The sequence below is a fragment of the Extensimonas soli genome, assembly GCF_029211265.1.
Lineage (GTDB): Bacteria > Pseudomonadota > Gammaproteobacteria > Burkholderiales > Burkholderiaceae_C > Extensimonas > Extensimonas soli.
This window is the reverse complement of record NZ_JARGEL010000017.1, coordinates 84,213-101,735: the sequence shown is the minus strand read 5'-3', so window position 1 is coordinate 101,735 and position 17,523 is coordinate 84,213. Positions and strand designations below refer to the sequence as shown.

General features: G+C 64.1%; 19 protein-coding genes and 1 pseudogene. 10 read left to right on the top strand and 10 right to left on the bottom strand.

Features of this window, described 5'->3' with window-relative positions:
* Positions 1-427: 427 nt before the first annotated feature.
* The 5 genes from PYV55_RS08670 to PYV55_RS08650 all read right to left on the bottom strand — a co-directional run bounded on the left by PYV55_RS08670 (position 428) and on the right by PYV55_RS08650 (position 3,865).
* Positions 428-781: a hypothetical protein gene (locus PYV55_RS08670; protein WP_105224160.1), complete on the bottom strand. Its 354-nt coding sequence runs from the start codon at positions 779-781 to the stop codon at positions 428-430.
* A gap of 209 nt (positions 782-990) precedes the next feature.
* Positions 991-2,208, bottom strand: coding sequence for a replication initiation protein (locus PYV55_RS08665; RefSeq protein WP_144735835.1), 1,218 nt, complete (start codon positions 2,206-2,208; stop codon positions 991-993).
* 249 nt (positions 2,209-2,457) lie between these two features.
* Positions 2,458-2,769: a ParC family partition-associated protein gene (gene parC, locus PYV55_RS08660; protein ID WP_105224162.1), complete on the bottom strand. Its 312-nt coding sequence runs from the start codon at positions 2,767-2,769 to the stop codon at positions 2,458-2,460.
* A 149-nt stretch (positions 2,770-2,918) separates the two neighbouring features.
* Positions 2,919-3,242: a hypothetical protein gene (locus PYV55_RS08655; RefSeq protein ID WP_105224163.1), complete on the bottom strand. Its 324-nt coding sequence runs from the start codon at positions 3,240-3,242 to the stop codon at positions 2,919-2,921.
* Positions 3,239-3,865, bottom strand: a complete 627-nt coding sequence (locus PYV55_RS08650; RefSeq protein WP_105224164.1) for a ParA family protein — start codon at positions 3,863-3,865, stop codon at positions 3,239-3,241. Before PYV55_RS08650 ends, PYV55_RS08655 begins: the two co-directional genes overlap by 4 nt.
* Before the next feature lie 194 nt (positions 3,866-4,059).
* Between PYV55_RS08650 and PYV55_RS08645 the strand changes: the two genes are divergently transcribed.
* The 6 genes and pseudogenes from PYV55_RS08645 to PYV55_RS08620 form a co-directional block, all read left to right on the top strand.
* Complete coding sequence (locus PYV55_RS08645) at positions 4,060-4,623, top strand: hypothetical protein (RefSeq protein WP_105224165.1); 564 nt, start codon at positions 4,060-4,062, stop codon at positions 4,621-4,623.
* Between the two features lies 1 nt (position 4,624).
* The gene (locus PYV55_RS08640; protein ID WP_144735837.1) at positions 4,625-4,828 is read left to right on the top strand and encodes a hypothetical protein; all 204 of its coding nucleotides are present in this window, start codon (positions 4,625-4,627) and stop codon (positions 4,826-4,828) included.
* Between the two features lie 32 nt (positions 4,829-4,860).
* The gene (locus tag PYV55_RS08635; RefSeq protein ID WP_144735839.1) at positions 4,861-5,430 is read left to right on the top strand and encodes an HAD family hydrolase; all 570 of its coding nucleotides are present in this window, start codon (positions 4,861-4,863) and stop codon (positions 5,428-5,430) included.
* A 5-nt stretch (positions 5,431-5,435) separates the two neighbouring features.
* Complete coding sequence (locus PYV55_RS08630; protein ID WP_345803592.1) at positions 5,436-5,963, top strand: 3'-5' exonuclease; 528 nt, start codon at positions 5,436-5,438, stop codon at positions 5,961-5,963.
* A 125-nt stretch (positions 5,964-6,088) separates the two neighbouring features.
* Positions 6,089-6,370: a type II toxin-antitoxin system RelB/DinJ family antitoxin gene (locus tag PYV55_RS08625; protein WP_089418471.1), complete on the top strand. Its 282-nt coding sequence runs from the start codon at positions 6,089-6,091 to the stop codon at positions 6,368-6,370.
* Positions 6,342-6,602 (top strand): annotated as a pseudogene (locus PYV55_RS08620) (type II toxin-antitoxin system YafQ family toxin); the annotation flags it as partial. The gene PYV55_RS08625 and the pseudogene PYV55_RS08620, both read left to right, overlap by 29 nt.
* A gap of 42 nt (positions 6,603-6,644) precedes the next feature.
* Here PYV55_RS08620 and PYV55_RS08615 read toward each other — a convergent pair.
* The 5 genes from PYV55_RS08615 to PYV55_RS08595 form a co-directional block, all read right to left on the bottom strand.
* Positions 6,645-9,614, bottom strand: coding sequence for a Tn3 family transposase (locus tag PYV55_RS08615; protein ID WP_275850240.1), 2,970 nt, complete (start codon positions 9,612-9,614; stop codon positions 6,645-6,647).
* Positions 9,615-9,616: 2 nt separating this feature from the next.
* Positions 9,617-10,177 (bottom strand): recombinase family protein, encoded by a 561-nt coding sequence (locus PYV55_RS08610; RefSeq protein ID WP_275850239.1) that lies wholly within the window; start codon positions 10,175-10,177, stop codon positions 9,617-9,619.
* A 438-nt stretch (positions 10,178-10,615) separates the two neighbouring features.
* Positions 10,616-10,879 (bottom strand): cytochrome b, encoded by a 264-nt coding sequence (locus PYV55_RS08605; protein WP_070540732.1) that lies wholly within the window; start codon positions 10,877-10,879, stop codon positions 10,616-10,618.
* Positions 10,880-10,964: 85 nt separating this feature from the next.
* The gene (locus PYV55_RS08600; protein ID WP_275850238.1) at positions 10,965-11,735 is read right to left on the bottom strand and encodes an IS5 family transposase; all 771 of its coding nucleotides are present in this window, start codon (positions 11,733-11,735) and stop codon (positions 10,965-10,967) included.
* 295 nt (positions 11,736-12,030) lie between these two features.
* Entirely contained in the window at positions 12,031-13,239 is a 1,209-nt protein-coding gene (locus PYV55_RS08595) for an IS4-like element ISBvi1 family transposase (protein WP_011517431.1), read from the bottom strand.
* Between the two features lie 27 nt (positions 13,240-13,266).
* Between PYV55_RS08595 and PYV55_RS08590 the strand changes: the two genes are divergently transcribed.
* The 4 genes from PYV55_RS08590 to PYV55_RS08575 are packed head-to-tail and all read left to right on the top strand — an operon-like array spanning position 13,267 to position 17,523.
* Positions 13,267-14,313 carry a CaiB/BaiF CoA transferase family protein gene (locus PYV55_RS08590; RefSeq protein WP_158332654.1) on the top strand — a complete coding sequence of 349 codons (1,047 nt, stop codon included), beginning with the start codon at positions 13,267-13,269 and terminating at the stop codon, positions 14,311-14,313.
* Between the two features lie 29 nt (positions 14,314-14,342).
* Positions 14,343-15,125: an enoyl-CoA hydratase-related protein gene (locus tag PYV55_RS08585; protein ID WP_026437475.1), complete on the top strand. Its 783-nt coding sequence runs from the start codon at positions 14,343-14,345 to the stop codon at positions 15,123-15,125.
* Positions 15,126-15,178: 53 nt separating this feature from the next.
* The gene (locus PYV55_RS08580) at positions 15,179-16,336 is read left to right on the top strand and encodes an acyl-CoA dehydrogenase family protein (protein WP_122172629.1); all 1,158 of its coding nucleotides are present in this window, start codon (positions 15,179-15,181) and stop codon (positions 16,334-16,336) included.
* Between the two features lie 11 nt (positions 16,337-16,347).
* Positions 16,348-17,523: a CaiB/BaiF CoA transferase family protein gene (locus tag PYV55_RS08575; RefSeq protein WP_026437477.1), complete on the top strand. Its 1,176-nt coding sequence runs from the start codon at positions 16,348-16,350 to the stop codon at positions 17,521-17,523.

The window sequence follows — 17,523 nt, the reverse complement described above, 5'->3', positions numbered from 1 at the left end:
AGCACCACACAAGCCGCTTGATTTCCTCGCTTTATGTATATATATACCTACCTATATACATACGGTTTTCAAGTGGAAGCCGGGTCAAGGGCGTGACCGGAAGCCGCACGCGGAGCACAGGGCGCAGCCCGAGCACCGAACGGGTGAGGATCACGGCGCAGCGCACCCTTGATGCGGCTGGAACGACCAGAGCCTCACGTCAGAGGGGGATGTCAAGGGCAAAGCCCGCCCACATTCCCCCGCGACGTGTGGGGCAAGACCCCACGCGGGAAGCCGAAACCGAAGGGGTTTCGGTCGCCGGGACGGCGAAAGCGGCAGGCCGACCAACGGGAGGGAAGATCGAAGCCCGCAGGGGTCGAAACTCGGCACGAGGCTCGATGCGAAGCACGAGAGCCCGGTCGATGCGCAGCAGCGAGCCGCCCGGATTTCACTGCGGCTGAACTGGACGACGCTGGCCAGCCACACCGGCACCAGACGAAAGCAGCTTGACGGCCTTCACAAAGTCGATGCCCAGCAGGTGCATCACGAGGTCGATGCCGCCACCTCCACCCTTCCCTGCGCGCACGTCAAACCACTTGAGGCCCGTCACCAGAACTTCCCAAGCGAAGCCCGAGGGCGACGACAAAAACAGCCGCACCGTCCGCTTGTCCTTCTCCGGCACGAAGTCGGGATCGCGACGCCAGAACAACTGCCCATCGTCGCGCAGCTTGTCGAGCACCTGCGACAGCGGCATCTCTCGCACCCATGCGAGCGTTTCATCGTCAAAAGACCGTCGAGCCATACGCTACATCCTCCGAACTCCATTCAACCGACACGGCCGCCACGCCGACAAGTGAAGGGGGGGCCGCGCTGACGCGCGGCGGAACACCCTCCGGGCTTCGCCCTGCGCGCGGGATGATGGATAAGTCCTGCGGACTTACCCACAACCCACTTGCGGCTACTCGCGTTTGAAAAACGCTTGGGCTACTCAAAACCAAAACCAGCTCCATCTCAGCCATCGAGCACGGGCACCACACCCGGCCCGGCAGGAAACAGCTCAAGGGACACCGATGCAGCACCCGGAACCCCGGCCCCCTGCGGGGCGGCAGTTACCTGATGTGCACCATGTTTAACATCGTCGGCCTTGCCCGAAGCGCCTCCCAAAATCGCCACAGCGACGGGCTTGAGCACTTCTTCGAGCACATGTTTGTAGGTGGCCACCGTCTGCCTCGTGAGGCCCGCCACGCGGCCGATAGCGGCTTGCGTGAGGGCTTCGCCCTTCTGTTGCAGCAGGCGGCACGCGGCGCGCACCTTGGACTCGGTAGCCTTGTGGCGCACGTCGTGGGTGCGGGCGGCGGCGAGGCGCTGCCGCTCGATCAGCGGCAAGTCCTTGTCGAGCTGCATCACGCCCCGGTGGCACCGGCCGCAGCCGGTGTAGCGATCCCACGTCCAGCGGGCGACCGACTTCACCGTGGCCTTGAGTGAGGACTGGGCCAGGTTCTCCATGAAGCCCAGCTTCTGGAAGCTGTTGCGGTTGTGCGCGTAGGCTTCGAGCAGCCGCGTGAAGGTGGCAAAAGAGCCGCGCTCGCGCTCACGGTTCACGATGGAATAGGCGTAGTGGCGCAGGTGCTCGAAGAGGATGCAGTGCCGGGAATGGCTCACCTCGTCGAACTGAGGCCCCTTGCCCCACGGGCTGGACACAGCCAAGTCCACGTAGTCGGCCAACTCCCCCAGCTCGTAGACGTGGGCGTGCAGCTCGTGCGTCAGCCACCAAGGATGGCCGGGCGTCTTGGCCACGGGGCCGCTGTGGAAGTCGGTGTCGGCATCGAGCCGGGCAGCGAAGGCCTCATAAACGGCCTTCATGTAGGCGATGGGCTTGCTGCGGGCGGCCTCGGTCGTGCAGACCGGGGGAATCGCGTAGTAGAGGTGGCTGTGGCCGCTTTGGCGGTTGCGGACGATCAGGTTGGGAGCGGGAAGCCCTGCGTCCTCCCAGATCATCGCCTTGGTGTGGTCGAGATCGAAGATCAGCCAGCTCACGAAGCCGGGCCGATTGACCTGCATGTAGGGGTAGCGAATGGCGTATTCGCGCGGCCGGACTCGGGTGGCCGTCTTGTCGTCAGAGCACCGAGGCAGGTACGGCGCTTCCGTGAGCACGCGATTCAGCGCGGTGCCCGACTGGAAAAAGCGATCTGTCTGGTTGTCTGTTTTCTGTGCCGTTGTCGCCGTCATAACCCCTCATCACTCGTCCGTATGGGCGAGCGCACGCTTGCGTGCTGGGGTCAGACTGCGTACAATGAACCTTATCCGTTAGGTCTCACTGACGCACGATGAAGTAGCCCGCCAAGGCTGCTCCTCGTTTTTAGTCTGGGCTCCCAGCCCGGTTTCTATGCAAAGCCCGCTCGCCAAAGCGGGCTTTTGCTTTTCTGATCGTCCAGTTTTCGCTGTCTGGTCAGCTCTCTCCTTCGTAGTCATCACGGATCACTCGTCGGCATCCAAAGACGCCGGGGCTTGCTTGTAGCCGCGCACCATCGTCTTGGGCACCCAGTGCTCCGTGTTCACGTCAAACTTCATGATCCCGTAGGACTGCAAGACGCTTGCAGCTCCATCGAGGCTCTGAAAGTACCGGAGGCCACCTCGGGCCGCACCCAGCACTCGCTCATTCATTCCGGCTCGCACCACGATCAAGAGGCCCTTGTCACCGGGTTCCACTCGGGCGGCTGAAACCGACCCAGCGGCGATGAGTTCCTTCAAGATTTTTGGCGCGACCACACTTGCAGTTGTCGTCAACATCGCTTTTATACCCTATTCCGCGCCCAACCGCAACAATATCAGTTTTCGTTGCGACCGTCGCTGTATCGTGTGAGTGTCAGCGTTTGTATGGACTATAGTCCATATTGAACGTCGTTATATATATACATAGATAGGTATATATATACCTATCAGCCCTTGAGGAAGGCTTCCAGCGCCTCGATCACGATGTCCTTCTCCGTGACCCGGCCGCCCTTCTCTTCCGAGCGCTTGAGCGCTTCGCGGCGCAGGCGATCAGCCAGTTCCTCGGGGAAGTTGAAGATTTTTTGCACCCGAGCGCGGCCGTAGCGCTGCGTTTCCTCGGCAGCGGGCGGCGTGGCGGCCGGTGGCGTGGTCACGGCCGCAGGGGCGACCAGCGGCTTTTCTGCCTTGTCGGCCTCCCCGCCTTCGAGGAAGGCGGTCGGGTCTTTGGGCGGCTTGAACTGCGCCGTGTTGGGCTTGCCCTTCATGCTCATGCCATCACCTCCTTGAAGAAGGCTTCCATCTCGGCAATGGCGGCTTGGTCGCGACCCAGCTCCTGAACGGTCGCGCCCTCGCCGATGGCACGGCGGAAAGCCACCCGCTCGCAGACTTTTGTAGGTAATACAGTCAGCTTCTGCTCGGCCAAGAATTCCAGCATCTCGGCCGCATCCTTGGTGCGCGGATCGACGCGGGTCAGCAGCACGCGCACGTCCAGCTCGGGGTTGTAGTCGCGGGCCAGCTCGACGACTTCGAGCAAGTCGGTCATCGCGGCGGCGTCAAGGTTGGACGCACCGACCGGGATCACGGCACGCTGGGCCAGCAACAGCGCGGAGCGCAGGCCCACGGAATCACGGCCACCCGCATCAACGACGACATGCTCAAAGCCGGTGGCCAGTTGCTTGCCTTCACTGAGGATCGCCTTGCCAGCGAGGCAGGTGGTGGTGGGCGACGGGTCGTATTGCGTCTCACGACGCCATGCGGCCCAGCTCGCGGCCGAAGCCTGCGGGTCGCCGTCGATGAGCAGCGTCTTGCCCTGACGGGCCAGCATCACTGCCAGATGCACGGCGGTCGTGGTCTTGCCGACGCCGCCCTTGGTGTTGACACACGCGAAGATCATGGGTGCTCCTATCTATGTATATACATACCGATGGGCAGCGCAGCCGCTGGCCCTCGACCTGCCGGGTGCATCCCCGGCTCTGTGACTCGGTAAGTATATATATACCTACCGACCGCAAGCGAATGGTAGCAGACTTTCGCGCTTTCGCGTATAGTTTTTGTTGTACGCAACAACACCAAGAAGAGAACGCGCTCATGCAGTTCAAGATCATTCGCCACCGGGACAAAGACGGCACCTACAGAGAGGGCCACCGCGTCCAGTGCCTGCGCCGGGTGCGCGAAGTAACGCCGGATTTTCCCGAGGGCAAGAACGTCCAGCGCGTGGTGGCCAAGTTCGACCGTGAGGCGCGCGAGCTGCCCGCCGATGCGCTGGCCATCCTCACCCCGGCTGAAGTCGAAGAGTGGCGCGAGTGGCGGGTGCGACAGGACGAAGAAGAGTTGAAGGCAGCGGCTCAGTTCGAGCTGGACACGCTGGCCGAAAGCGCTCGGGTCGCACGCATTGGCTTGAGCAAGGGCTACGCCACCACCACCACCGAAAACGTCGCCGCCATCCGCAAGGAAATCCGGGCGCTGATACGAGTTGCCAACGAGCTGGGCCTGATGCCGGAGCCGGTAAGAGGGCGGCCGGTCATCGAAGAGGAAAGCGAGATCGGCCTGCTGCCGAACTTTGCGCCACCCGGCACGCCCGCCTATGAGTCCTACCAACGGCTGCTCGATGAGCACGAGCGAAAGAAAGCACAGACCAACGACGGAGGCTGACATGCGCTACTGGACATTCGACCCCAACATCTGCCGCTTCGAGCGGGCGAGCAAGCAAGCCGCTTTGCACGCTGCTGACGTGGCCGTGGTCAACGACGACGCCGATGTGCATGTCATCAGCGACCACCAGCCGCCCAAGCGCTGGCCCAGCGGTGAGCCGCTGGTGGTGGCGGGCGTCGAGTTCGAGCGCGAGCTGTTCGAGTAGGTATGTAGGTATATAGGTAGGTATATATATACATGAAGCCCACAAGAGCCATTGTCTTTGACGCCTTCGGCACCCTGATCCGCTACACCGCGCGCCCTGCGCCCTATGGGCGTCTCGTGGGCGCGGACGGGCGGCCGGTGGATCGGCTCGCCTGCCTCACGCGCGACGTGCCGATGGCGACCTTCGCCGTCGAGCTGGGCACGGAAGCCAGCTTGGATGTGATGGAAGCCGACTTGGCCGAAGAGCTATCCGGCTTGCGCCTGTTCCCCGAGGTGCCCGACGTGCTCGCCAAGGCGCGGGCAGCAGGGCTGCGCTTGGCGGTGTGCTCGAACCTTGCCTATGAGTACGGCCCGGCCGTGCGCGGCCTCGTGCCCGAGCTGGACGCCTACGTGCTCTCCTACGAGGTGGGCGTGGCGAAGCCACACCCGACGATGTACCGGCTGGCGTGCGCCGAGTTGGGCTGCGCCCCAGCCGAGGCGGTTTTCGTGGGCGACAGCAAGCGGTGCGACTTCGACGGGCCGCAGGCCTTCGGGATGCAGGCGCGCTGGCTGGATCGCAGGGGAGGGCAGTCGCTGGTCGATGCCCTTGCGGGGGTTCTGTGACCCCGGTGCTGGTCATCGACCTTGAGGCTAGCTGCGACGATGCCGATGGCCTCCCGGCAAGCGATATGGAGATCATCGAGATCGGCGCGGTGTGGGCCACGGCTGAGGGCACCGTGCTCGACACGTTTCAGGCGCTAGTGCGCCCCGTGGTACGCCCTCAGCTCACGCCGTTTTGTCGGCAGCTCACGGGCATCCAGCAGGCCGACGTGGACGGTGCCGAGCTGTTCCCGGCTGTCGCAGCAAGGCTGGCCAGCTTCGCCCAACGGCATCAGCCACCGGGCGCGACGTGGGGCAGTTGGGGCCAGTTCGACGCCAAGCAGCTTGCCCGCGACTGCGAGCGACACGGCATCCAGAACCCGCTCGCAGCGTTCGAGCATGTGAACCTCAAGCGCCGGTTTGCTAAGGCCCGCAAGATCAAGGAAGTGGGGATGGCCCGCGCGCTGCAAATGGTCGGCCTGCCACTCGACGGCTCGCACCATCGCGGCCTCGACGATGCACGCAACATCGCCAAGCTGCTGCCGTGGTCTCTATAGGTATGTATATATATACCTACCTATATACATACATAGAGACAGGAAGCGGGGGGAGGGGTGTCGCCTTGCGATTGCGCGCGGTCTGCGATACAATGTATCTCAATCAGTCGCAATAGGAGGCCGTCATGGCTGCTACCACCACTATGGTTCACGTTCGCGTGGACGAGAACGTCAAGGCGCAGGCTGCGGAAACGCTGGCCTCGATGGGCCTGACCGTCTCCGATGCGATCCGCGTGTTCCTGACCCGTGTCGTCGCCGACAAGGAACTGCCGTTCGCGCTCAAGGCACCGAACGCCACCAGCCGCGTCGCCATCGCAGAAGCCGACGAGATCATCAAGAGCCGTCGCGCTCGCTTTGCAACCGCTGACTCGCTCCTGAATGACCTCGAAGAAGCCAGCGGCAAGTAAGCGGGCAAACCTGCCTCGCGCGTCGGACTACACCAAAGAGTTCCAGAAGGACTGGGTGCGCCTGTCCCACTCCGGCCGGTACGACATGACCCGGCTGAAAGAGGCCATGCTGCTGCTCATCGCCAACGATGCGCCGCTGCCGCCTGAATGGCTCGACCATCCACTGACGGGTGACTGGGCGGGCCATCGCGAGTGCCACATCGGCGGCGACTTCCTGCTGATCTACCGGCTCGACGATTCAGGGGTCAGCTCACGAAACGGAAAAAATCGTACGCTAAGACTCGCCGGGCATTCGCAGCGGCCGGAACTTGCCTTGCTCGACCTGCTTGTTCTGCCGCCAGATATAGTCGCCGGTCAGGTTGATATGCTCCCAGCCCAGCGGCGAAAGATGCGGTAGCAGCCGCTCGTCGATGTTCTTGCCCGAGTCGCGCAGCGCCTGGACTGCCCGTTCCAGGTAGACCGTGTTCCACAGGATGATCGCCGCCACCACCAAGTTGAGGCCGCTGGCGCGATAGCGCTGGTTCTCGAAACTGCGGTCACGGATTTCGCCGAGCCGGTTCAGGAACACGGCGCGGGCCAGCGCATTCTTCGCTTCGCCTTTGTTCAAGCCAATCTGCACGCGACGGCGCAGTTCGACGTTCTGCATCCAGTCGAGCGCAAACAGCGTGCGCTCGATGCGCCCCAGCTCGCGCAAGGCGACGGCCAGGCCGTTCTGGCGCGGGTAGCTGCCGAGCTTGCGCAGCATCAGCGAGGCCGTCACTGTGCCCTGCTTGATCGAGGCAGCCAGCCGCAGGATTTCGTCCCAATGGGCGCGAATGTGCTTCACGTTGACATTGCCGCCGATCAGGCCGACGAGCGTCGGGTACTGTTTGGCGTCGCCGTGGATATACAGGCGCTTGTCGGCCAGGTCGCGGATGCGCGGGGCGAAGCGAAAGCCCAACAGGTGCATCAGAGCGAACAGGTGATCGGTAAAGCCCGCCGTGTCGGTGTAGTGCTCCTCGATGCACAGGTCGGATTCGTGATACAGCAGCCCGTCCAGGACGTGGGTGGCGTCGCGCACCGTGGCGTTGATGACCTTGGTGTGGAACGGCGCATACTGGTCGGAGATGTGGGTGTAGAACTGCACGCCCGGTTCCTGACCGTACTTCAGGTTCACCTGGCCAGCAGCTTGGCCACGGCCGCCGGCCTTGAAGTTCTGCCCGTCTGACGATGACGTGGTGCCGTCGCCCCAGTAGGCGGCGAAGGGTTGGCGGAACTGGGCGTTGACCAGCTCGGCCAGACCCGCAGAATAGGTTTCGTCGCGGATGTGCCACGCCTGCAACCACGTCAGTTTGGCGTAGGTCACACCGGGGCAGGACTCGGCCATCTTGGAGAGGCCCAGATTGATGGCATCGGCGAGAATGGTCGTCAGCAGCAGATGCTGGTCGTCGGCTGCCGCGCCATTCTTGAGGTGCTTGAAGTGGCGGCTGAAGCCGGTCCAGCCATCGACTTCCAGCAGCAGTTCGGTGATCTTCAGGTGCGGCAGCAGGCGGCATGCCTGCTGCATCAGCGCCTCGGCCTCATCCGGCACGGCATTGTCCAGCGGCGTAATCTTGATTCGCCCGGAACTGGTGATGGCCGCATCGGGTAGTTCGTTGGCAGCGGCCAGCCGCTCGACTGTCGCCAGTCGCTCTTGCAGCACCGCAAGACGAGCGTCCAGAAAGCGGTCACAGTCGGTATCGACAGCCAGGCCCAATTCCCGCTGGTCACGCTGCGCCGCGAATTTCGGAGGCGGCAACAGGTAGTCCTCGAAATCCTTGAACTGGCGCGATCCCTGCACCCAGATGTCGCCGGAGCGCAGTGAGTTCTTCAGTTCGGACAGAACGCACAGTTCGTAGAAACGCCGATCCAGCCCATCTCCCGTGCGCACCAGGTTTTCCCAGCGCTTGCGCACGAACGACGTGGGTGCGTCGTCTGGCACCTTGCGCGCCTGACGGTCGTTCATCCCCTTGAGCACTTCGACGCCGGCCAGCAATTCGCGCGCTGCCGGCGCGGCCTTCATGGTAAGCGCTTCCAGCAGGGTCGGTGTGTAGCGCCGGAGCTGGGTGAAGCCATCGCCGACCAAGGCCAGGAAATCGAAGTCTTCTGGCCGGGCAAGCGTCTCCGCTTCAGTGATGCTTTCGCTGAATACATCCCAGGGGATGATCGCCTCGATAGCGGCGAACGGGTCGCTGCCAGATTGCTTGGCTTCCAGCAGGGCGCGCCCGATGCGCGAGTACAACCGCACCTTGTCGTTGATCGCCTTGCCGGACTGCTGGAAGCGGTCGGCATGGTTGCGCTTTGCCTTGCTGAACAGCGAACCCATGAAACGGTCGTGCAGGTCGATGATTTCGTCGATCAGCGTGGCGCGGGTGTCAAGGATCACCGCGACCAAGGTTGCATAGCGACGGTTTGGCTCCAGGTCGCGCAGGTGCTGGGCCGTCATCTGTCCGCCTTCGCGGGCGAGCTTCAGTAGACGGTTCTGGTGAATGGCGTGTTCCAGGTCGTTCGGCAGCGACAGATCGCGGATGGTTTTCAGCCGCTCAAGGTGGGCCAGCACATGCTTTGGCTTCGGCGGGCCGGGCGGCTGGCGCAGCCATATCAGCCCGCTGCCCTTGGTGCCCTCGCGGATCGCCAGCAGGCCATCGAGCGCGCAGCGGAGGAAATCACCGAGCGGCGCGGTGAGCGCTTCATAGACTTGGCGCGTGCCACGTGTCAGAGCCTCGCTGCACACGCGCTCGATGACATCGACGGTTGGCAGGATGATGCGTTGCTGCCGCAGCAACTCGACCAGCGCTTCGGCCAGCACGATACCCCGGTCGGTTTGCTGGGCCAGCTCGGCGATCTGGTGGACGAAGTACCGATAGTCAGCGACAGCGAACGGCGTCAGCTTCAGCAACGCCTGCAACTCCAACAGGTGCTCGCGCCGCGTTTCCGTCCGCTGCGCGTACTGCGGCCAGATGTCTGGCTCGATGCGCAACTGGCGACCGACGATGTTCAGCAGGGAGGCGGGCGGCTCTGCATCCGTCGGCAGGGCAAAGCCGGGATAACGCAGGTAGCACAACTGCACCGCGAAGCCGAGCCGGTTGTGGCTGCCGCGCCGCTGGCGAATCACCGACAGGTCGGGTTCGGCAAAGGTGTAATGCTGGATGAGTTCATCGTCGGTGGTTGGGAAGGCGAGCAGGCCGGTGCGCTCGGCGGGTGTCAGTAAATTGCGACGGGGCATGGTCAGTCATCCGTTCTCAGATACTGGTACAGGGTTTCACGGCTGATGCCGAACTCACGGGCGAGCTGCGCCTTCTTCTCGCCGGCCGAGGCGCGACGCCGCAGCTCGACCACCCGCTCGGGTGCGAGCGCCTTCTTGCGGCCCCTGTAGGCTCCGCGCTGTTTGGCGAGCGCGATGCCCTCGCGCTGCCGCTCGCGGATCAGGGCGCGTTCGAACTCGGCGAACGCGCCCATCACCGACAGCATCAGGTTCGCCATCGGCGAGTCTTCGCCGGTGAAGGTCAAGTGTTCCTTGACGAACTCGATACGCACCCCGCGCTGGGTGAGGCCCTGCACCAGGCGGCGCAGGTCGTCGAGGTTGCGCGCCAGGCGGTCCATGCTGTGAACCACCACCGTGTCGCCCTCGCGCACGAAGGACAGCAGCGCGTCGAGCTGCGGGCGCTGTGTGTCCTTGCCCGATGCCTTATCGGTGAACACCTTGTCCACCTGGATCTGTTCCAGTTGCCGTTCCGGGTTCTGATCGAAGCTGCTGACGCGGACGTAACCAATGCGATGCCCCTGCAAGATGCCTCCTGAGCCGAAAGTGTCAGGTAGAAATCTATGTCCTTGCGCGGCACCCGTCAAGAAATTGATAATACGGCCCTATCCTGACGCCTCTGGCTGGGTTGTCCTGACATCCGATTAGGGTATAGATCAGGTTGACGCCCCAACTCTGGGTTTCGGCTCCCGGCCATAAACAGTCATTCCACGGTACGTCCGGTCATCGGTCGGGCAGCACAACGGTGTGGCTCTAGCGGACGTTCATTACACAGCGACGCGCCGGCCCCTCTGTCCATACCATGCGCTGTCACCAACGTGGCTCGCAAGCCCCACCAACTGACTGATCTCAGCACATGTCGTCCGGCTGGCGACCGCGCAAGCGGATCAATTGCCCGAGCACTTCTCTGCATGAGCGTCGTGGCTAGCTGCACGGTGTTTCGTGTTGCCGAGGTCGTCATGCACTCACCACATCCGCTTGAGAGTCTCGTCACGCCGGACGAAATGGTGGTACAGCGCCGCCCCGGCATGAACGGCCAGTAACGCGATCATCAGACGCGCGCCAAGTCCGTGCGGCCGACGCGGCAGAACCTCGTGGAAGTCGGGCATTACTGCACCGGGCGCTCCGAAGACAGCCGGACCCGCGCCACTAAGAATCATCATGCCGATGCCGCTTGCGACCATCCCGAGGACGATCACCAGCAAAGTGACATGAACGCCGCGCGACAAGCCTGAGGGTCGATAGCGCCCTCCTGCATGTCATGCCTCGCAGGTGCAGACTTGCACTGCTGCTAGGTAAAAGCCGTCGCGCGCCTTAGCGTGCTATTTTTCCCGTTTTCTGAGACGACCCCAGTTTGGCCTTCAGCCCAGCTCCGATCTCACCGGCCTTGCGTTGCACGTCGCGGATGACCCGGCCCAGCCAAGTCCTCAGCTTCCTGATCTCGCGCTGCATGCGCCGGTACTGCTTGGCATGGGCGTAGCGGCCGGCCTGGTGCTCGGCAGCCTTGCCGACCCGGGCGTAGCTCTGGCGCAGGTCGATCCCAGCGTCTTGCGCAGCCTCGACGAGTTGCTCACGCGCGCGGTTGAGCAGCCGGCTGTCGGTCGGGTGGGCGATGGCCTTGGGCTGCACCGTGGTGTCCAGCACCACATGCTCCAGGCTCTGGCGCTTGATCACTCCGCCCTTGCGTGCAGCTTCGATGGAATGGGCCAGCAGCCACTCGCAGCCGGCCTCGCCAATGCGCTGGCGCCAGCGCACCAAGCTGGAGGGATCGCAGGGCAGCTCGTGCTGGAAGTACCGCTCACCACTGAAGTGCTGCCAGTACGGGTTTTCTCGCCAGCCCTCACACACGTCCTCGTCGCTGAGTGCGTACACGTGCTTGAGGTACAGCAGAGCGGCCATCAGCCGCGTGGGCAGAGCCGGCCGGCCCGTGGTTGAGACGAACTCCGGACTCCATTCGGCTTCAAACGCCTGCCAGTCGATCAGCGCCGCCAAGCGAACCAGCTCGTGACGCTGGTTGATCAGGTTCAGCAGCTCGCTGCGGAACAAGTCGTGATCGGCGCGTTCGTCGGCTGGCTTCGGACCCATCAACACCTCGATGCAGTTTGCAAGGAATTGATATCAATTCGACCTGAACCCTGCAAACCACACCATCGGCATTCACCCCGAAAGCTCAGTGTTCATGCGGGTTAGCGGAAATACTGTTCAGATACGAAGCACCGGCACTGGCTGATGCCGCAAATGGAGCGCTGCGCCGCGATGCCGAACATTGAAGTTGCTCATCTTGCGCTTGACGCCGCGCGGGTTCAGGCGCCCACGACTGCTCACGCAGCGCCCGCGCGCGATCTCGGCCAGCAGGGCCTCGCGCCAGGCAGGCAAACGCTCAGGGGGAAACGGCCGCAGCTTGCGGCATCTTGCGCTTGATCACGCGCACGGCGTGCATGAAGCTCAGGCGATCCGGATCGAGTTCGCGCGCCCAGGCCGCCTGCGCCATCAACTGGCGAATCGCAAAGTGCGCCAGCAGCAGCCCCCACAGCTCCTGCTGCACCAGCTCGGGCGTCTTGCTGCGCAGCACCGTGCTGTTGGCGCGCAAATGCGTCTTGAACTCATCGAACACCCCCTCGATCTCCCAGCGCTCGTGGTACAGCGCGGCCAGCTCCAGGGCCGGCGCCGCATCGGGGTCCAGGAGGTTGGTCAGCAGCCGGTAGCTGCCCTGCGCCGGCGTGGCCGAGCCCTCGAGCGCGTAGTCGATCACACGCACCGTTTGCCCTGCGCGCCGCGCGCGGTCGTCGCTGTCGAACACGCGGCTCAGGTACGAGCCATCGGGCAACATCTGCTCTACCGGCAGCTTGAGGTTGGATTTGACCCGCCAGGCCAGCTTGGCGCCCGTAGCGCAGGCGGTCTGCCAGAGCTTGAAGCCGTAGAAGTTGCGGTCGGCCAGCACCAGCATCTCGGGCGTGAGCTTGGCGGGCAGCAACTGGGCGGCCATGACCTGCTCGCTGTGGCCGTAGGGTGCGATGCCGGCTGCCACCACCGCGTGCGTGCCGCATTCCACCAGGCCCAGAACGCGCGCCTGCGGGAAGGCGCTTTGGCCGCGCGAGGCGCCCGGGTAGCCGAAGAACTTGGCGTTGGCCGCCTCGTCGGCCACGTCCATGCAGCTGCCGTCCAGGGCCATCACGCGCAATCCCCGGTACCACGCCCCTGGCGCCCCCGGCGCGGCCAGCGGGCGCAGCACCCGATCGGCCAATTGGCGCATGACCTCGGGGCCCAGCCGGCTGCGCGCCTGCGAGATCGCGGACTTGCTGGCCTGCACCGCCTCAGTGTGGCCGCCGCCGAGCCATTGCAGGCCTTCGCACACCACGCGCAGCACTTCCTCCAGCGGCGCTTCGCGCCACAGCGCCAGCGCCATCACGTAATACACCACTGCCGGCGCGGGCAGCAGCCGCTCCCGCTGGCTGGCCTTGCCGGTCTCGGCCAACACTTCTTCGATCAACGTCCGTGGACACACGCTGGCCAGCACCCCGGCGCTGATCAAATGCGCAACGTCAACTCTCGACGGCAGCGTCTTGCGTGTTCTGGCCATCACCCTCATCCATTGAAGCTTCGATGGATGAGGATTATGGCTTTAAAAATACTATCTGAACAGTATTGGGGCAAGGAGTCGATCGCGTTGGAGATACGCACGCCGGCCGGGCGCGCGGTGCTGGAGCGGCTGATTTCAAAAGCCCAGGTGCTGGTGCACAATTTTCGCCCCGACTTTGCCGAGGCCCATGCGCTGAACTACGACGCGGTGCGGCGCATCAACCCGACGCTGGTGTATTACATGGTCAGCGCCTTCGGTGAGCAGAGCGACTACCGGCTCAGGCCCTCGGTCGACAGCGTGGTGCAGGGCATGACGGGGGCCTTTTATGCCAGTGGCGAGGCCGGGGACCCACCGGTCCGCATCGGCTTGCCGATCATCGATGTGGCGTCCGGCATGTGCGGCGCTTTGGGCGTGCTGGCCGCGGTGATGCACCGGCAGCAGACCGGCCTGGGGCAGCGCGTGGAGCTGTCGCTGGTGGACACCATGTTCAATTTCATGGCGAGCAAGGTGGGTGAATATGCGATTGAGCAGCGCGAGCCGATTCGCTCGGTGAACCTGCCGATTGCCGTGCCGAGCCGGCACTTTCGCGGCACCGACGGTGCCTGGTTCAGCGTGTCGGTGGTCAATGAAGCGGCGTTCAAGCGGTTTTGTGGCGTCATCGAGCGGCCCGAGTGGCTCACCGATCCGCGTTACCAGCGCAACGCCGCGCGCATTGCCAACCGGCCGGCGCTGCTGGCCGAACTGGAGTCGATTTTCATCACCCGTCCGGCGGCCACCTGGTTGGCCGCCTTCGCGACGGCCGACGTTCCCTGTGGCCCGGTGAACACGGTGTCCCAGGCCATGGCCGACCCGGTGCTGGCCGCCCGCTTTGTCGAGCATCCGGCGCTGCCGGGCCTGCCGCTGATCCCCTTTCCAGCGCAGCTCGCCGCGGGCATGCGCCGACCCGACGCCATGGCGCCACCGCCCAAGCTGGGCGAGCACAGCCGGAACATTCTCGGCGAGCTGGGTTACAGCCCGGCCGAGGTGGATCAATTCGTGAAAGACGGCGTGGTGGCACCCGAATTGAACCATCGTCATCAGTAGATCCCCCAACTTTTACAGGAGCGCCAGGCATGTCGGACCAGGAAGTCATTTACGAAGTCAAGAACTTCGTCGCCACCATCACCATCAACCGGCCCAAGACGCTCAATGCCTTCACCGGTGACACGATCAAGGACATGGAGCGGCTGCTGGCCCAGGCCGGCAACGACCCGAAGGTCGGCGTGATCGTGCTGACCGGCACCGGCGAGCGCGCCTTTTGCGTCGGCGGCGATGTCAACTGGGAAAAGGGCGAAGGCGGCAAGAGCGGCCTGCAGGACCTGGAGTTCAACTTCAACCGCCAGATCGCCGAATGCCCCAAGCCGGTGATCGCGCGGGTCAACGGCTATGCCATTGGCGCCGGCCACCACATCGCCTACTTTTGTGACTTCACGATTGCCGCCGAGCACGCGATCTTCGGTCAGAACGGGCCCCGCGTCGGCTCGCCGGCGGGTGGCTACATCGTCGCGCACGCGGCCAACGTGCTGGGCCACAAGCGGGCGCGCGAGCTGTGGATGCTGTGCCGCCGCTACAGCGCGCAGCAAGCCTTTGACTGGGGTCTGGCCAACGCGGTGGTGCCGATGGCTCAGCTCGACGCGGAGGTGCGGAAGTATTGCGACGAACTGCTGTCGCTCTCCCCCACCTGCCTGAAGATTGTCAAGCGTTCGTTCTACCACCACATGGCCCCGATCATGGGCCGGGACATGAACGACCTGATCCAGGAAGTGGCGCCCAACTATTTCAACACCGGCGAGCAACAGGAAGGGGCCAGCGCTTTTCTGGAAAAACGCAAGCCCGATTTCAGCAAATTCCGTTGAAGGATATGCGCACTCCAGCCGGCGCTGCCCGGCTGGATCTCTAGAGATTGAACATGACGAACCAAGAACGCCATCCCGAGTTGCGCCAGGCACTGCGCGATCTCTTCAAACGCTTCCCCGATGAGTATTTTCGCAAGATAGACGACGCCCGTGCCTACCCCGAGGCGTGTGTCGACGCGCTGACCCGGGCCGGCTGGCTGGCGGTGATGATTCCGCAGGAATACGGCGGCGCCGGCCTGGGTCTGGCCGAAGCCTCGGTGGTGATGGAAGAGGTCAACCGCTGCGGCGGCAACGCCGGCGCCTGCCACGGCCAGATGTACAACATGGGCACCTTGCTGCGCCACGGCTCGGAAGCACAAAAGCGCCTCTACCTGCCCAGAATCGCCAGCGGCGATCTGCGGCTGCAGTCCATGGGCGTGACCGAGCCGACCACGGGCACCGACACCACCAAGATCAAGACCACCGCCGTCAAGCGGGGCGACCGCTATGTGGTCAATGGCCAGAAAGTCTGGATCTCGCGCATCCAGCACTCCGACCTGATGATTTTGCTGGCGCGCACCACCCCGCTGGCCGAGGTCAAGCGCAAATCCGAAGGCATGTCGATCTTCATCGTTGACCTGCACCAGGCGATTGGCAAAGGCATGACGGTGAACCCAATCCGCAATATGGTCAACCACGAGACCAATGAGCTGTTTTTCGACAACCTCGAAATCCCGGCCGAGAACCTGATCGGCGAGGAGGGCAAAGGTTTCAAGTACATCCTGGACGGCCTCAACGCCGAGCGCACCCTGATCGCCGCCGAGTGCATCGGCGACGCCCGCTGGTTCGTCGAGCGCAGTGCCCGCTATGCCCGCGAGCGCCGCGTGTTTGACCGCCCGATCGGGCAGAACCAGGGCGTGCAGTTCCCGCTGGCCGAAGCCCACATCGAGACCGAAGCCGCCGACCTGATGCGCTGGCGTGCCTGCGAACTGTTCGACGCCCACCAACCCTGCGGGGCCGAGGCCAATATGGCCAAGTACCTGGCAGCCAAAGCCTCCTGGGAGGCGGCCAACACCGCCATTCAGACACACGGCGGTTTTGGCTTTGCCTGCGAATTTGACGTCGAGCGCAAGTTCCGCGAAACCCGGCTGTACCAGGTGGCGCCGATCTCCACCAACCTGATCCTGAGCTACGTGGCCGAGCACGTGCTCGGGCTGCCACGTTCATTCTGAAAGCCATGACCATGCGCCCATTGGAAGGAATGTTGATCGTCACGCTGGAGCACGCGATTGCCGCGCCGTTCTGCACCCGTCAGCTCGCGGACCTCGGCGCGCGGGTCATCAAGGTCGAGCGCCCGGGTGAAGGCGACTTCGCCCGCGCCTACGACACCCGGGCCCACGGCCTGGCCTCGCACTTCGTCTGGTGCAACCGCTCCAAGGAAAGCCTGACACTCGACCTCAAGCATCCCGGCGCCCGTGCCGTGTTGCAAAAGCTGGTCGAGCGGGCCGACGTGCTGGTGCAGAACCTGGCGCCCGGCGCCGCCACGCGCATGGGACTGGACCACGCCAGCCTGGCGCCGGTCCATCCGCGCATCGTGGTGTGCGACATTTCGGGCTACGGCGACGGCGGGCCCTACACCGAGAAAAAAGCCTACGACCTGCTGATCCAGAGCGAAGCCGGTTTCGTGTCGGTGACCGGCACGCCGGAGCAGCCGTCCAAGGCCGGCCTGTCGATTGCCGACATCGCCGCCGGCATGTACGCCTACAGCAGTGTTCTGGCCGCCCTGCTGGAGCGCGGCCGCACCGGTCGTGGCCAACGGCTCGAAATCTCCATGCTCGAAGCCATGTCCGAATGGATGGGCTTCCCGCTCTACTACACGCTGGACGGCCAGCCGCCGCCGCCGCGCGCTGGCGCCTCGCACGCCGCCATTTACCCCTACGGCCCCTTTACCTGCGGCGACGGCAAGCAGGTGGTGCTGGCGGTGCAGCACGACCGCGAATGGGCCACTTTCTGCAACCAGGTGCTGCAACTGCCCGATCTGGCCACCCGGTACCTGGGCAACGCCAAGCGACTGGCCCAACGCGAGACATTGCGCGGCATCATCGAAGGCGTGTGCACCACCTTGACGGCGGCGCAATTGGTCGAACGGCTCGATGCGGCGCAAATCGCCAATGGCCAGCTCAATGAGCTGGCTGACCTGTGGAAGCACCCGCAATTGGCGGCGCGCGGGCGCTGGACCGGGATTGACTCGCCCGGCGGCCCATTGCCGGCGCTGTACCCGCCACACCATCTCAGCCACGGCGAGCCACCGCCCATGGGGCCGGTGCCCGCCCTGGGAGAACACACCGAAGCCATCCTCACCGAACTCGGCTACGGCGCGCCCGACATCGCCCGGCTGCGAGCGGACAAGGCCATCTGA

Coding starts and splice junctions, on each gene's coding strand:
- parC (WP_105224162.1), bottom strand. CDS start 2,769: ATGTTGACGACAACTGCAAGTGTGGTCGCGCCAAAAATCTTGAAGGAA.
- PYV55_RS08580 (WP_122172629.1), top strand. CDS start 15,179: ATGACGAACCAAGAACGCCATCCCGAGTTGCGCCAGGCACTGCGCGAT.
- PYV55_RS08650 (WP_105224164.1), bottom strand. CDS start 3,865: ATGATCTTCGCGTGTGTCAACACCAAGGGCGGCGTCGGCAAGACCACG.
- PYV55_RS08635 (WP_144735839.1), top strand. CDS start 4,861: ATGAAGCCCACAAGAGCCATTGTCTTTGACGCCTTCGGCACCCTGATC.
- PYV55_RS08595 (WP_011517431.1), bottom strand. CDS start 13,239: ATGAGGGTGATGGCCAGAACACGCAAGACGCTGCCGTCGAGAGTTGAC.
- PYV55_RS08590 (WP_158332654.1), top strand. CDS start 13,267: ATGGCTTTAAAAATACTATCTGAACAGTATTGGGGCAAGGAGTCGATC.
- PYV55_RS08670 (WP_105224160.1), bottom strand. CDS start 781: ATGGCTCGACGGTCTTTTGACGATGAAACGCTCGCATGGGTGCGAGAG.
- PYV55_RS08640 (WP_144735837.1), top strand. CDS start 4,625: ATGCGCTACTGGACATTCGACCCCAACATCTGCCGCTTCGAGCGGGCG.
- PYV55_RS08615 (WP_275850240.1), bottom strand. CDS start 9,614: ATGCCCCGTCGCAATTTACTGACACCCGCCGAGCGCACCGGCCTGCTC.
- PYV55_RS08575 (WP_026437477.1), top strand. CDS start 16,348: ATGCGCCCATTGGAAGGAATGTTGATCGTCACGCTGGAGCACGCGATT.
- PYV55_RS08655 (WP_105224163.1), bottom strand. CDS start 3,242: ATGAGCATGAAGGGCAAGCCCAACACGGCGCAGTTCAAGCCGCCCAAA.
- PYV55_RS08665 (WP_144735835.1), bottom strand. CDS start 2,208: ATGACGGCGACAACGGCACAGAAAACAGACAACCAGACAGATCGCTTT.
- PYV55_RS08585 (WP_026437475.1), top strand. CDS start 14,343: ATGTCGGACCAGGAAGTCATTTACGAAGTCAAGAACTTCGTCGCCACC.
- PYV55_RS08625 (WP_089418471.1), top strand. CDS start 6,089: ATGGCTGCTACCACCACTATGGTTCACGTTCGCGTGGACGAGAACGTC.
- PYV55_RS08645 (WP_105224165.1), top strand. CDS start 4,060: ATGCAGTTCAAGATCATTCGCCACCGGGACAAAGACGGCACCTACAGA.
- PYV55_RS08600 (WP_275850238.1), bottom strand. CDS start 11,735: ATGGGTCCGAAGCCAGCCGACGAACGCGCCGATCACGACTTGTTCCGC.